8 protein-coding genes are annotated in these 15,226 nt (G+C 54.3%); 3 read left to right on the top strand and 5 right to left on the bottom strand.

Features of this window, described 5'->3' with window-relative positions; translation table 11 throughout:
- From DMG62_03290 to DMG62_03280, 3 genes are all read right to left on the bottom strand, one after another.
- Window positions 1-406: hypothetical protein (locus tag DMG62_03290; GenBank protein ID PYY24594.1), on the bottom strand; the 406-nt coding region annotated here is incomplete at its 3' end.
- Window positions 407-477: 71 nt separating this feature from the next.
- Complete coding sequence (locus DMG62_03285; protein PYY24593.1) at window positions 478-1,563, bottom strand: hypothetical protein; 1,086 nt, start codon at window positions 1,561-1,563, stop codon at window positions 478-480.
- An 85-nt stretch (window positions 1,564-1,648) separates the two neighbouring features.
- A complete protein-coding gene (locus DMG62_03280; protein PYY24592.1) occupies window positions 1,649-5,149 on the bottom strand; it encodes a hypothetical protein in 3,501 nt (1,166 codons plus the stop codon).
- Window positions 5,150-5,457: 308 nt separating this feature from the next.
- On the opposite strand from DMG62_03280, the gene DMG62_03275 reads away from it, so the two are divergent.
- Window positions 5,458-6,723 (top strand): hypothetical protein, encoded by a 1,266-nt coding sequence (locus DMG62_03275; protein ID PYY24591.1) that lies wholly within the window; start codon window positions 5,458-5,460, stop codon window positions 6,721-6,723.
- A 310-nt stretch (window positions 6,724-7,033) separates the two neighbouring features.
- Here DMG62_03275 and DMG62_03270 read toward each other — a convergent pair whose 3' ends face one another.
- Complete coding sequence (locus DMG62_03270) at window positions 7,034-8,683, bottom strand: hypothetical protein (protein ID PYY24590.1); 1,650 nt, start codon at window positions 8,681-8,683, stop codon at window positions 7,034-7,036.
- A 136-nt stretch (window positions 8,684-8,819) separates the two neighbouring features.
- Between DMG62_03270 and DMG62_03265 the strand changes: the two genes are divergently transcribed.
- Complete coding sequence (locus DMG62_03265; protein PYY24589.1) at window positions 8,820-10,547, top strand: RNA-binding protein; 1,728 nt, start codon at window positions 8,820-8,822, stop codon at window positions 10,545-10,547.
- A gap of 10 nt (window positions 10,548-10,557) precedes the next feature.
- On the opposite strand, the gene DMG62_03260 is transcribed toward DMG62_03265, so the two are convergent.
- Complete coding sequence (locus DMG62_03260; protein PYY24588.1) at window positions 10,558-12,372, bottom strand: RNA-binding protein; 1,815 nt, start codon at window positions 12,370-12,372, stop codon at window positions 10,558-10,560.
- Between the two features lie 143 nt (window positions 12,373-12,515).
- Here DMG62_03260 and DMG62_03255 point away from each other — a divergent pair, with 143 nt between their 5' ends.
- Window positions 12,516-15,104 carry a hypothetical protein gene (locus DMG62_03255; GenBank protein ID PYY24587.1) on the top strand — a complete coding sequence of 863 codons (2,589 nt, stop codon included), beginning with the start codon at window positions 12,516-12,518 and terminating at the stop codon, window positions 15,102-15,104.
- The last annotated feature ends 122 nt before the right edge of the window (window positions 15,105-15,226 follow it).

The following is a 15,226-nucleotide window of genomic DNA, read 5'->3' as shown; positions in this document are numbered from 1 at the left end:
GCTGTGCGTCCTTCTTGTTGTAGCCGGTGTAGGTCAGGTAATACGTGCTGCCGATCTGCAGTACACGCGGATCTTCGACCCCGCCATCTTTTTCATACTCGGTTGCCGGGATCAGGATAGGACGACGGCTGCTGGTGAAGTGGAGACTATCGGTACTGGAGGCATACCCAATGCGCGAAGTGCCGGCGGTATCCTGCTCTCGATAGAGGAGAACGGTCTTTCCATCGTTCCGGATAGCCGCCGGATTAAACGCGCCTGCGGAGGCAGGACCGGAAGAGGCAGGAGAAATTACCGGAGTCGGGCTGCTCCACTCAACGGTGATTTGAACGCGAGCATTCCTGGCGTTCTGATAAGGAACGATCAAGCTGCAGGCAAAACATGACGAGAGCAGAAGATTCCGTAGCATAAGGTGCCGAATAGGCGCGTTCGCCTACTATCGTCTGCCTGTAACCTGTCCCCCGTAACCTATCACCTGATTTATCCCTGAGGCTTCGATCCCTGAGCCGACTGAAGTTCCTCGGATTTTTTCAATTCCTGTTCCGCGTCCGCGGTGCGCCCAAGACCTCGATACGCTTCGCCCATCAAATGATGTGACATGTAGTTCGATGGGTCCATGCGTAATGCCTTCTGGAGATAGGTGGTAGCCGACGCGAAGTCCTTCTTTTTGATCAGGACCTTGCCCATGAGGATGTAAGGACCAGTAGCAGTGGCATCGAGAAGGATAGCGCGCTGCAACGCCCGTTCGGCGTCGTCGTAGCGGCCGAGACGTGAGTAGGAATCACCCAGACGGTCATACGTGCCCGCATAGGCAGGATTGAGCTTCTGTTCCAACTCGAATTCATCAATGGCCTTCTGAACATTGGACTTGTAGAGGTAAAACTCTCCGAGAAGATAATGAACCAGAGGTAATTTCGCATCCATCGCCGCCGCTTGTTGCGCGTTCTGCTCAGCTATCGGATCATATCCTTGCCGCAGCAGCATTCTCGCCAGAAATAAGTGTGCCGGAGCCGAGTCTTGTGCAACCCCGTACATCTGCGCGAAAGAACGGCGCGCTTCCTCGTAGTTCTGTGTGTGCATGTAGCAGAGACCGAGCACGTAATTGGCGTCAACGTTCGCAGGTCCAATCCAGGACTGCACTTGCTTGAGATACGGAATCGCTTCTGCTGGTCTCCCAAGCTGGAACAGGCTCAATCCGCGCAGTTGTGCGGCTTCACGGTCTTCGGGATCTTCCTCCATCGCTTTGGCGAATGCATTTACTGCCTGCACGAACTCACCTTTGCGAAAGTAGGCAATCCCGAGTTCGTGATTTACACCCTTCACTGCAGGTTGCGCAACCTGCAATTCGTGGAGGTTCTGTATCGCATCGTCCAATCTTCCCTGGTCGATGAGAGTTTTCGACTCATTGAGGATCAAGCTCACTAGGGGTTTGGACGTGGAACGATCCTGGGCGGACGCAGCAGTCGGAGTGCCTGGGCCCGACTGCGTGGATGACTGCACCGAATATGCCGGGGAGGCTACCAGGAAGCAGACGATGGCAATAAGCGAGCTCGAGATTTGTTCCATAGTATCCAGAATTCCTACCGGCAACTTACAAAAAGAAACAGGGGAGCGGAAATCCGCTCCCCTGTTATAGGAGATCAGCCTAAGCTCAGAACGATATTCTCAGTCCAAACTGCAACTGACGCATCTGCGTGAAGGGCTCGAGGCTGGTGATCTTTCCGGCATCGCTGCCTGTTGAGTCGATCGTCTTGTTGCCCGGAGTGTTGAGCACCGGATGATTGAAGACATTGAAGGCTTCCATGCGGAACTGAGCATTCACTCGTTCCGTAACGGGAACATTCTTCAAGACTGAAAAATCTGACGTGAAAGTTCGCGGACCGTAGAAAGTATTGCGTCCGATATTTCCGAACTGGCCAAGAGTCGGACGGCGGAAGGCCCCGCTCGTAGCCCCCGGAGTATTAAGCGGGGCAACTGGAGTAAAGAAGTTCACTTGATGAGTGACTGGATTAAGGTCACCAGCCCCCATAGAGAAGCTTCCAACTTGGTCCGGACGGCATGGACCGTTGTCGCGCTCGGCACCGCAGTTGTTGTATCCCGGCGTCCACGGCAGACCACTACCCCATGACGTGATGGTGTTCAGCTGCCAACCGCCAACCAGGTAATTCATTCCCTTCGATACGCCGCCGGCGAAAGTCTTGCCATGGCCGAACGGGAGTTCATACAGTGCGTTTACCAGGAACAAGTGATTCCGGTTGAAATCCTGACGCCCATACTCAACCTTGGGATCGATTGCGTAGTAGCCGTCGTTGTAGTTCTGGGCCCGCGACCAAGTGTAGTGTCCCAATACCTCCAATCCCTGACTGAAACGTTTCTCAACCTTGGCCTGCAACGCCTGGTAGTTATTGCTCGCGTTGTTGCCCAAGTAGGAGAAATCTACGTCGCAGCATGGAACCGCCGCGCCGGTTACAGGATCGCGCCCGGTGTATGCATTGTGGAACTTGCGTCGCTGATTGAAAGGCACGGTCGGGAATCCAACGATGGTGGCAGTGTTCGCGTTGTAAGACGGTCCGTTGCCCGCGAACACGTGGGTACCCTTGTTGGCTACGTAGGCAAGTTCAGCGCTGGTGTTGCCCGTAAGTTGACGCTGAACCGTGACGTTCCAAGCATCAAGTGTCGGTAGGCGCATATGGTCTGGCCGAATCTTGGGCGAGGTTTGATTGTCGAACGGAATCAAGCCGCTGGATGGAATCGCCGGGAACGGATAGGCAGGCGCTGTTTGAGCCGGCGATGCATTCGTACCCAGGCTGTAGACGACTCCTGCATCACCATTTGCTGAGGTGACCGACTGATTGACCAGCACCGGTAGGTTCTGCGTCACGGTATGCCCAAACAACGAACCGAAGACGCCGATATCGAAGCTGCGCCCGTAACCGGCGCGAACTACGGTCTTGGGCGTGATTTGATAAGCGACACCAAGGCGTGGTGCAAAGTTATTGAAGCTGTTGCCGATGTTACCGTTGCTGCCGTATTTGCCGAAGTCGGCGACGCGGTATGCACCATCTTCAAGTGTGGCGAACCCGCCGCCGCCTTTCAGATTTACGGTTTCTGGGAAGTAAATCTCCCAGCGCAGGCCGTAGCTTATGGTGAGTTTTTCGGAAAAACGCCAAGTATCCTCACCGTAGAAGAATGTTCTCTTCTGCCGCTCGCCTGGGTTGGTCGTCAACGATGGGTTGCGGACATAGCGACCAAAATTGGTCACATCGCCGATGAGGAACGTGGCGAATGACGATCCTCCCACGCCCGCATTCGAAGTTCTCCGAGCATTAAACGTAAGTTGACCTGTGCGGTTCGCGTCGCTCGGAACGCGCAAATTCTCTGCGTACCGGATGTCGCCACCGATTTTTATGCTGTGATTCCCCAGGAGCTTCGTCCAGTTGTTGACAAACTGGAATTGCTGCTCATTTTCTGTGAGTGGGCAATTGCAACGTGCGACACCAAGTCCAGCACCGATACCGCCGTCTCCTGTGTTGTAACCGAAGTATTCGGTGTCGCCTCCCTTCTTGAAGAAAAAGGCAGGCAAACCGTTCGTGAAGGAATCGCCACTGTTGTTCAATCCCAGCAGACCGAGGGTCGCGGCGGCATTGGGGTCTGAACCAGGCTTTTGAGTTTCGGGATTGTATTTGACATAACCGAATCGGAAGTCGGTTAAGAGCGTGGGGCTCAGTACATAATCAAACCCACTAGCGATGCTCTGATTGCGCGTATTCGCGCTTCCTGCAAGGCCGCCCTCGCCGAAACCATTTCCGCCGATGGCACCAAATACAGGGTTCCCGCTTAGCTTAAATTTCGCGTAGCTGTAACGGCCGAATAGATGGACGTTTTGTTTTAGCTGGTCATCGATTCGAATGTTAAAGGCGTCGTCATCATACGATCCGGAACCGGACCCCACGAAATTGTTCGTGATATTGGTTGCCGCACCTGCATTCGGAGCCGGTAGCGCCGCCAAAATCTTCAAAGCAGCCGGTGACAAGCGACTGTTTGGAATGATGTTGTTTGGAAACTGAGCGCCAGTAAGGGGATCGAAGATGTTTCCACTCACGGGGGCATAGTCGGCGAAGTTGCACCCGCTGCCAGAGGCACAGCTGTTTCTCAGCAGCGCCGTGGGCACCGAGGTTTGAATGGACCGACCCGTTGTTCTTCTGGTTCCCTGGTAGTCACCAAAGAAGAAAAGCTTGTCCTTAATAATTGGGCCGCCGATAGATCCGCCAAATTGTCCCCAACGGCTTACTGGAATCATCCGGCCAGTTACTTTGTCCGGCTGAAATTGTGTGAATGGATCGCGCGCCTGGTTCGCATCGCTTCGCCGGAATCCAAAAGCGCTACCATGAAAGTCGTTGCTGCCGGACTTCGTTTGCGCCGTTACCACACCGGCAACTGCTTTACCGAACTCCGCGTCGTAGTTCTGTGATGCGATCTTCGTCTCTGTCACCGACTCAAGCGTGGGATTGATGACAATGATCCCCAGAATCGGATCTTGGTTATCGGTGCCATCCAGTCCGAATGCCGTCCCGCTGAAGTGCTGACCGTTGACCTCGATTTGCTGGCTGCCTTGAGGATTTTCGGTCGCAGCGTGTGACCAACCAAGCTTCTGCGTGCCCGGGGTCAGCAGCTCGAACTGCGTGAAGTTCCGATTAAAGATCGGAAGGTCTTCAACCTGCTTTGTATCGAAGACGATCGCAACGTCGGCCCGGTCGGTCTTAAGCTGCGGCGCCTCGGCGGTTACCTGCACAGTCTCCGTCTGCGCTCCAGCCTTGAGCACTACATCGAACTTCGCCCCAGTGTCGGCGGATACATTCATGTTCCCCGACTTGGCGGTTTCAAAGCCTTGCGCTTCGACTTTAATTTGGTAAACGTCAGGAATAAGGTGCGTCGCACTGTAGTTTCCTGACTCATTTGTAGTGATGGAGTCGGATGTACCTTTGCGAACATCCGTCACTGTCACTTTGGCATTGGGAATCACAGCTCCCGTGGGATCTGTGACCGTTCCAAAGATCGAGCCATATACCGCCTGTCCGAAGCTCTGTCCTGGTAACAACAGCACAAAACTGCAAAGGAGGATAAGAAGGGAGGCAAATCTCGCACGGATCATTTTTTTTTGACCTCAACTTGCCCGGGAGGACCGAGTTAGTCGGAACCTCTCGAATCGAAAGAGCCCAGGATCTGGACTCGAAATCTAAGGTGTTCGCCCTCGATCAATGGAGACACGAGGACGTGACGCACTTTCGGCGCAGGCTTTTTTTTAACAGAGTAGCCCGTTGGGGGCGGAAGTTAGTCGAGGTTCATCGATGAAGTCAAGACCCTGGCAGTTTCGCCAGTGATTGATACGGTTACGTCGCGGTGTTTCTTGCTCTTGCAGTGTTTTTGCGCCCCTGTTACGCTTTGTTACTCAATTGATAAATGGCTTGTAACACTGTGGTCTTGACCGGAAAAGAACAGTATCTCGCCCAAATCGAGAAGATTGCCAACAGCAGTTTACTGCATGGTTCTGAATCCCTCTGCAAGTTGCTGCGCTATTTGGCCCGAAATGCGGTCGATCATCCCGGTGCTCACCCCAAGGAATACCAGATCGCTACCGAAGTCTTTGGGCGTTCATCCGACTTTGATCCCCAAATGGATTCAACAGTACGCGTTCAAGTTGGGCGGCTCCGCCAGAAGCTCCACGAATACTATTCATCTGAGGGCGCGGAAGATGCCATCCTGGTGGATCTTCCCAAGGGGTCATATGCACTTGGATTGCATCACCGTGGTCCGGCTCCTCTGCAGAAAGAGCTTGAGTCGCATGTCGTCGCTCCCGTGGCCGTTGTGGCGCCAAGTCCCCGCAACTGGGCGATAGCGGTCAGCGTTCTTTCTCTATTGTTGGCAGGCGCCGTGGCGGTAATCGTGGCCGAACGCATGACCAGCAACAAGGGCGCAGCAGCGGAGGCATCGGAGAACTATTCGTCTCCGGCTCTGCGTGTCTTTTGGAAAGCCTTCCTCGGGGCGCCTCAGGAGCCGTGGGTGGTTTTCAGCAATGCGTCATTTGTGGGTCGGCCGGAAACTGGGATGAGGTATTTGGATCCGGCTCGGGACACACAGCCCAAAATTCTCGATCACTACACGGGGGTGGGAGAGGTATTGGCTGTCCACGAGCTCGACCAAGTGTTTGCGACTTTACATCGGCAGCTCCGTGTGAAGCGCGGCAGTTTACTTTCACTGGATGACGTAAAAAATAACAATCTGATCTTTGTGGGCTCGCCCGCGGAAAACCTCACGCTGCGCGATATTCCCGGAACCAGTGAATTTGTGTTTCGCAGACTCACAGACGGACCGCGCAAGGGCGACCTGGCGATCGCAAGCGTTCATCCGCAGCCTGGGGAACCCAAGCAGTTCCTCGGCACCCCGAACAACTTGCAGCTCACAGATGACTACTCGGTCATCGCGCTCGTAAAAGGACTAAATCCGGCGCGTTCAGTGCTGATTCTGGCAGGTACAACCACGCTGGGAACCCAGGCCGCTGTGGAATATGTCTGCCGCCAAAGCTTCGTCGAGCAATTGCTGCTTCGCTTATCGGTATCGCCAACCGGCGAACTAGAGCCGTTTGAGGCGGTCCTGCACGTCAGAGTCACGCGCGGCGTGCCAATGGAAACCGAAGTAGTTGCTCTGCGAAAAGATCTGCTCCGATAATTCCTGATGGCGGAAAAACGTCGTCAAAGCGGCACGAGGTTCCCTGATCATTCCCTGTTATTTTTTTGAATCCCGCGCTAAACAGCAGCAAGTGCTTTGGTGATAGTGGCTTGGAAAGAAATCCACAGAATTCCCTGTTAATTCCCTGGTTTTGAACGAAATTTGCATATTTTGGGCAGAATTCGACGATTCCGAGATCGGATTCCGAAACTCCCCTGCTTTTTTCCCTGTTTCTTTGCTTTTGGGCACTGGATTTTCTCCGCAACAGCAGCCCGCAATGGTCGTTTGAAGGCACGCCAGCAAGTCTTGGTTAATGTGCTGAAGATTTTTTCTGCAGCCGCCGGAAAGTTTCGAGTTCCTTGGTAGCCCGATCCCTGTCGCCTTTGCGCTCCAAAGCGGTTGCTAGCTGCTGATGGGCAGGAGCATAAGAAGAATCTGCCTTAATCGCAGACTCGAATTGCAAAATCGCGCCGTCAAGATCGCCGGCATTCATTAGCTTGGTTCCCGAGTTAGTGGCGAAGGTTGCGGTCTGGAGGGTCATTTTCTCTTGAATGAGTTCCGCGCCGAGTTTGCGCTCCGCGGCAGCCGCTTGCGCGTCTCCTTGCCGACTTAGCACCGCCGCCAGCGTAGTGTGCGCCCCAGCAAAATCAGGCTGAAGTTCGATGGCTTTGCGCAGCGCACTCGCTGCCTTGGGCAGGTCACCTGCCTGCTTATAAACCGTCCCTAAGGTGTAGTACGCCTCAGCATAGTCAGGCTTCAGGCGGATGACCTCATTCAGTTCTTTGGCGGATTCCTCGAACTTGCCACTCTGCCAGAGGGTCACTCCGATGGTGTAATGAGGATCAGGAAGGCTGGGATCTAACGCAATCGTTTTACGCAGCTCCTCAAGCGCTGCGGGAATGTCGTCTTTCAGCTTGTAGGCCAGTCCCAGGTTGTAATGAAGTTCGGCATTACCGGGAGCAATAGTTAGTCCCTCTCGGTATTGCCGAATGGCTTCGTCGAAGTCCGCTTTTTCCAGATAAGCTGCCCCAAGATTGTTTCTGAAGCTGCTGTCGCGTGGTGCGAGCGCAAGGGCCTGCTGAAACTTCTGGATTGCGTTATCGACGTCTCCGGTTTGCAACAAAGCCAATCCAAGGTTGTTGTGCGCCTCGGCATCCTCGGGCTGCATGGCGATAACTGCGCGGAACGATGCAATCGCTGACGCAGTGTCTCCGGCTCTTTGAGCCAGCAATCCAAGGCGCATTCGCGCTACTGCCAGATTTGGACTCAACCTGGATGCAGCTTCGTATTCTCGGAGCGCTCCCGCCGAATCGTGTTCCGCTTCCAAAATCGCGCCCAGGTAAAAGTGCGCGCGGCCGTCTTCGGGATTGACCTGCAGAGCCTGTGTCAGAAGCTCCTTTTGCTGAGCCAGCAACGAACCCAGCGCATCGTGCAGCTCTGGGTGCTTCGGTGCGAGATCGACGGCTCTCCTCATCTCACTCTGAGCTTCTTGATCATCGCCATGCGCACTGAGTACACGTGCAAGCGCCTCATGCGCTTCCGACTGCTGTGGGGCCAGCCGCACGCCGGTTCTCAGCTCTGTGATGGCATTTTCGCGGTCGCCACTCAACGAGAGCGCTTGTCCCAGGTACACATGACCGATTGCAAGGCTCGGCTTCAAGCGAGTCACAGTCCTGAAGTGAGGAATGGCAGCAGCAACCTCTCCTTGCTGAAGCAATACCTGTGCAAGGGCATTCTGGGCGTCGCTGTCGCGCGGATTCAATTTCACAACCGCCTCAAATGAAGCGCGAGCAGATTTGAGGTCACCCGACTGCCAGGCAGCCAAGCCGGACTGATAGTGGCTCTGGCGAGAAGGAACGCTAGCTGCAGTTTGTGCGGCAAGTGTTGAAGGTAAGGCTAGTGCGCAGGCGAAAGGCAGAAGAACTCTGCAATAACGGAAGAATGCGCTGGAGACCGACACAGAGTTTAGAGAATAGTTGTTACTTTATCACCACCGACGGCGCACGGTAGAGACGCAGCATGCTGCGTCTCTACAAGGATACGCGGATTACCCGTGCAGCATGTGTTGACGTAATCGCGGCTAAAATGGCTCTCGAATGTTCATCCGCAGTCGAACCAGAGGTTTGCTTCTACTCCTCTTATCGTTAGCTTCAGCCTTGGCGCAATCGCCCAAGGCGCCCGTGGCTGACTTTCAGGACGTTGCCGAGAAAGCGGGCCTGAAATTCGAAATCGTCTCCGGCGATAAAGAAAGCAAGAAATACATCGTCGAAACTACCGGCACCGGCGTCGCAATTTTTGATTACGACAATGACGGCTGGCCCGACATCTTCATCGTGAATGGAACTACCGTGGCACAGACTCCCAACGGTTCCGGACCTACGAATCACTTGTTCCACAACAATCACGACGGCACTTTTGCTGATGTCACCGAAAAAGCCGGCCTTCGATCGTCTGGCTGGGGGCAAGGCGTCTGCGCAGGCGATTACGACAATGATGGGTTCGACGATCTGTACGTGACCTATTACGGCAAGAACCGGCTCTATCACAATCAGGGAAATGGCACATTCAAAGAATTGGCTGAAGCTGCCGGTGTCGCCGGCACGGGCAAAGAGTGGGGCACAGGGTGCTCATTTGTTGATTATGATCGCGACGGTCTTCTCGACATCGTCGTCGCCAACTACGTCGATTTTGATCTGGCCACCACGCCTGCTCCGGGCCAGGGTACATCCTGCATGTGGAAGGGCGTTCCAGTGATGTGTGGTCCGCGTGGGCTGAAGAGCGCGCCAAATGTTTTGTATCACAACCTCGGCCGCGGCAAGTTTGAAGACGTAAGCAAGAAAGCAGGCATCGACAAGACCTCAGGCCATTACGCTTTCAGCGTCTCGACTCTGGACTTTGACAACGATGGTTGGCCCGATATTTACATCGCGTGCGATAGCACACCCAGCATTCTCTATCGGAACAATCACGACGGCACCTTCACTGATGTCGCGGTGGTCGCAGGCGCCGCCTTCAACGAAGACGGACGCGAACAAGCCGGCATGGGATCTACGATCGGCGACTTCGACGGCGATGGCAAGCTCGACATTTTTAAGACTAATTTCTCTGACGATAGCTCCACGCTGTATCGCAACAACGGCGACGGCACCTTCACAGACGCTACGTACTCCTCCGGCCTGGGTCTGCATACTCAGTATCTGGGATGGGGGACGATGTTCATCGACTTCGATAACGATGGCTGGCCCGACCTGCTCCTGGTGAATGGCCACGTATATCCAGAGGTCGATAAATATAAGCTTGGCTCGGATTACCAGGAGCCGCGCATCCTATATCGCAATACGGGGAAGGGAACTTTTGAAGACGTCTCGAGTGCCTCGGGACCAGCGATCCTGCGCAAAGCGTCGGGCCGCGGGCTCGCAATTAGCGATTTGTGGAACAACGGAAAGATCGCAGCGGTCATTACCAATATGGGAGAGGCTCCGAGTCTGTTGGTTAACCAGATGAACTATCCCAACCATTGGATGGGGATTAAGACAATCGGAACAAAGTCAAACCGCGACGGCATCGGTGCGCGCATCACCATGAAGGCAAATGGCAGAGTTTTCGTGGACGAGGTACGCAGCGGCTCGAGCTACAGCTCATCGAATGATATGCGAGTTCATTTTGGATTAGGAGCAGCGACGAAAGTCGAGTCACTCGAGGTACGCTGGCCAAGCGGACTCATGGAAAGCTTCGATCCAAAAGTGGATGCTATCAATACCGTAAGAGAAGGATTTGGGAGGCCAGTCATGACTAGCAAAGCGGCGGTTGCAATCGCAAACTAGCAAGCTGCTGTCACTTCTTTTTGAAGACATCTGCTTTCACGATGCCTTGGCCCTCTTTTAAGTGGATCACTCGGTCGACGTCCAAGTCCTTCAGCTCATCCAGCTGCCCGCTAGGCCAGCGTACCTGCAACAAGTCAACTTTCGCTGCTTTGCCCAGTCCAAAATGCACGCGCAGATCGTTTTGAGAGAAGTAGCTGCCGCCGCTGCGAACTTCGTCGACCTGCTCGATTGGCTTCTCGACACCCGGAATGCGTGCTACACATTTGATACGCGCGCCAATCCCACTTCGGTTCGACTTCGTGCCAATCGTCCGCACTTTGATCCAATGATTGCCTGTGCTGGAATCGCAGCGAATAAGCTGGGGAAGATTGTTCACGCAGTTCACAACGATGTCGATGTCTCCATCGTTGTCGAAATCGCCGAAGGCGGCGCCCCTGGCCGGAGCCGGCGTAGAGATCCCAGGACCGGCTTGCATCGAGACATCGTCAAAGTGGCCGTTGCGCAGATTGCGATAAAGGAGTTTGCGCTGTGCATACGCTGCTTCAGTGCGGAGCTGTTCCACTTCGGGATAAACATGCCCGTTACAGACCAGGATATCGAGCCATCCATCATTATCCATATCGAAGAAGCCGCAGCCCCAGCCCAGGTATTTTGTATTAAGGCCTAAGCCGGCTTGGAAAGTCGTGTCATCGAAGTTGTCATTGCCAAGATTTCGGTAAAGTGAGTGCGTGTCGCCCGCGAAGTTCGTCTTGACGATGTCGAGATGGCCGTCGTGGTCGTAGTCCCCGGCAGCGACTCCCATACCGGCTTGAGGCTTACCATCGGGACTCAGGGCAGCTCCAGCGGCAACAGCGATATCTTCGAAACACCCGTTCTTCAGGTTATGGAACAAGGCGCTGGCGGTGGAATCGTTTGCCACGTAGATGTCGGGCCAACCATCTTCGTCGAAGTCGGCGGTGAGCACTCCAAGCCCGTAGGTGCTGGCAGTCTTTGTGATCCCCGACCGTTCGGAAACATCGGTGAAAGTTCCGTCACCGTTGTTGTGATACAGAATATCTTTGCCGCCATTCAGCCCAGGCGGACCGCAGGCAACCATTACGCCTTTATAAAGACATGGTCCCGATTCAGGAACAGGTGCCGTTTTTAGATCAAGATCGATGTAGTTGGCAACAAAGAGATCAAGATATCCATCGTGATCGTAGTCCACGAACGCGCAGCCAGTGCTCCAGTGTGTCGCTTTTTGCGTAAGTCCCGCTTTTGCGGTTACATCACTGAAAGTGCCGTCACCGTTATTGTGATAAAGGGCATTCTGCCCGTAATAACTGATGAAGAGATCTTCGAATCCATCATTGTCGTAATCACCAACACAAACCCCCTGTCCCCAACCGGAGCGCGCGAGACCTGCTCTGATCGTGACATCGGTAAACGTGCCGTCGCGATTGTTCTTAAACAGATGGCAGGTTGGCTCTTCCCCTTTGGGAAATCCTTCGAGACGCCAGCCATTCACGAGGAAGATGTCGAGCCATCCATCGTTGTCGTAGTCGTAAAATGCGACTCCGCAGCCGGTTGTCTCGAGAAGGTATTTGTTCTTCTTCATTCCACCGAAAATGGTCTTGGCGTTCAGACCTGCTTGGCGAGCAACATCGATGAACGTAATACCGAGCGGATTCAATGCTTCTCTCGCTGGCCCTGCTTGCGAGTTTGACATTCCTTGCGCGGGTACATTTTGGCCACGCAATCCGAGGCTGCCGAAGATCTGCTCGAAGCTCAAAACAAGCGCAGTGCGGCTGAGCGACTTCAAAAAGTTACGACGATCGAACTGCAATGGATGCCTTTGAACATGTTAGGATTCTGCCGCTTTTCGAATCATTTAAGCATGGCGCCGGGCTCCTGAAGAAACCGATCGCAAGGCATGAAATCGATGCGGTCACATGGACTCAGCCACAGATTACAGGTACAAATCGCTAAATGTTCGCCAGCCAACTGCACAGCACCTTGAAAATCCGTGCAATCCGCGTCGTTTGTGCCATGTTTTGCTGTTGCTGTTTGATTCTGCCCGCCTGCGCTCAGAGTAACGATACGGTTCAAATCGGCACACGCGAACTATCACGCCCTGCACGACCATGGGAATTCCTTGATGCCGTAGGAAAGCGCGCAGGGCTGCTCGGCAATGAGAGCGGGCGTTTCGAAGCCTGGGTTTACCCGCTGAAGCTCTTTCGCGATTTTGATCTGGCATTCGTTCTTCGCAATCGCCGTATTCCCGCCGCATCTCTCGTTCGCACAGTCACCATGCGTCCCGAAGGCCCTACGCTCATCTTTGCGTCAGACGCATTCAACGTTAGCGAGACCTGGCTGGTGCCGCCCGACGAAAATGGCGCCATCATTCGCTTCGAGATCAGCACGTGGGAGCCTGTCGCCCTCGAAGTATCGTTTAATCGCGACTTTCAGCTCATGTGGCCTGCCGGCCTTGGCGGCACGTACATGGTCTGGAACCCCGAGCTCCATGCGTTCACGTTAGGCGAGGAAGGCCGAAAATTCGCCGGAATAGTCGGATCTCCATCCGCCATCTCAGCAGAACCGGAGTTCTTCTCCAATAGCATCTCGAGCATGCGGAGCGCGTTTCAGCTCGATGAAGTCACCAAAGGCTCAGCTGTGAAGTACATTTTTATTGCAGGTTCGACTGCCGGACCTGAGGATGCAAGAAAAACTTACGAACGACTAGCGGGAAATCCCGATGAGTTCTTCTCGTCTGCTCGGAAGTACTACGAAGATTATCTCTCCCGAACGCTCTCCCTGGAGTTGCCCGATCCCAAGCTTCAGGCCGCGTATGATTGGTCGCGCATTAGCACGATTCAAGGCCTCGTAGCTAATCCGTTTTTGGGAAGCGGTCTTGTGGCTGGATATCGCGATTCCGGAGAGTCAGCGCGGCCAGGGTTCGCTTGGTTTTTCGGCCGAGATTCTCTATGGACAGATCTCGCGCTCGACTCCATCGGCGATTTCACTACGGTGAGAACGGCGCTCGAGTTCATCGCGAAATTCCAGCGGCAGGATGGGAAAGTCGAGCATGAGATCTCTCAGACAGCAAATCTCGTCGACTGGTGGAATGGATTTCCGTACGGATTTGCCTCGGCAGATGCGACTCCACTGTTTATTATTGCCATAAATGATTACGTTACGTCGTCCGGAGACACAGCTTTTGCACGTGATCGCTGGGACAACGCGTGGCGAGCTTACCAATTTTTGAAATCCACGTACGACGCAAACGGATTGCCACGCAATTTTGGCATCGGACACGGTTGGATCGAGGGCGGACCGCTGCTTCCAGTAGAGACGGAGTCTTACCAGAGCGGACTGGCTGCCGCTGCACTGCAGTCCTTGGCCTCGCTTGCCAGGGCAGCTGAAAAGCAGACGGAAGCCGAAGCGCTAACGCATGAATTCGCGACGCAACGCACCAAAGCAAACGACGCATTCTGGGACGCGGGTAATCACACCCTCGTCTTTGCCCTCGATAAGGACAATAAACAGGTACGTACGCCGACGGTTCTGAGCACCGCCCCGATGTGGTTCGATATCTTCAGCGCGCAACGGGCAAATAGCACGATCGACCATCTCGCTGACTGGGATCACTCTGCCGATTGGGGAATGCGAATCATCTCTGAGCAGCATCCTCTTTACGCACCCACGGGATACCATTTCGGCTCGGTCTGGCCCCTCTTCACAGGATGGGCTTCGGTCGCAGAGTATCGCAATCACCGACGCTTGGAAGCGTATGCCAATTTGCGCGCGAATTCTCTGCTCTCCTTAGATGGCCCGCTGGGACGTGTGACGGAGGTTCTCTCCGGCAGCTACTACGAAGGCCTCGGCACTGCATCACCGCACCAGATCTGGTCCTCAGCTATGGTGATCAGCCCAATCGTGCGCGGAATGTTGGGATTGAGCGACGATGAAACCCGTAAGTCTGTACGCTTCGCTCCTCATTTCCCACCCGGTTGGGACCGAGTTAGCCTCCAGCAGGTCCCGTCTTGTGGCGGTCAATCGGAGATCCTGTATGTAAGGGGCGAGGATAGCGTTCACCTTGAAGTGAAGGCTGCTGGTAACGGCGATTGCACATTGCAGTTCGCTCCCTCGTTTAGTAAGTATGCCCGCCTGCGGGGAGTTACGTGGAACGGCAAAGCCGTGAAATATACAGTTGAGGCAAATTCTAACGATCAGCACACAGTGGTCTCCGTTCCCTTTTCGACAGGAGAAATAGTTGTGCGAGTAGAGAATGATTTTGGCCTGCAATACGATCAGGAGCTTCCGGCTCTCGGATCGGCCAACGTCAATTTGAAAATATCGCGAGAACACTGGAGTACAGACAACCGCGAATTGAAAGTGCGAGTGGCCGGCGTGGGGGGCGAACGATATGAGCTTCGCGCGTACGGTGCCAAAGTGGCTTCGGTAAATGGTGCAGAGCTGAAACAGGTGAGTAACAGAGTACAAACGATAGAGATCACATTTCCGTCTGCTGCTAGCCCAGGAAAGTACGTCGAGCGCGAGATCACGATTCACTTCTAGTTTAGGAAAATGGCAAAATGAGTCTCTCCTTTTAGCGGCAAAGTACTTGACACGGTCATCTTCGCTGAAGCATGCTCCTTACCATGCAGCAATGCCGAAATCCGCACAGGCGTAGGTACGTC

It is taken from the genome of Acidobacteriota bacterium (genome assembly GCA_003225175.1).
Classification (GTDB): Bacteria; Acidobacteriota; Terriglobia; order Terriglobales; family Acidobacteriaceae; genus Gp1-AA112.
The sequence above is the reverse complement of the archived record's forward strand: the minus strand, read 5'-3'. Positions and strand labels throughout refer to the sequence as shown.

Coding starts and splice junctions, on each gene's coding strand:
- DMG62_03285 (PYY24593.1), bottom strand. CDS start 1,563: ATGGAACAAATCTCGAGCTCGCTTATTGCCATCGTCTGCTTCCTGGTA.
- DMG62_03280 (PYY24592.1), bottom strand. CDS start 5,149: ATGATCCGTGCGAGATTTGCCTCCCTTCTTATCCTCCTTTGCAGTTTT.
- DMG62_03275 (PYY24591.1), top strand. CDS start 5,458: ATGGCTTGTAACACTGTGGTCTTGACCGGAAAAGAACAGTATCTCGCC.
- DMG62_03265 (PYY24589.1), top strand. CDS start 8,820: ATGTTCATCCGCAGTCGAACCAGAGGTTTGCTTCTACTCCTCTTATCG.
- DMG62_03255 (PYY24587.1), top strand. CDS start 12,516: ATGTTCGCCAGCCAACTGCACAGCACCTTGAAAATCCGTGCAATCCGC.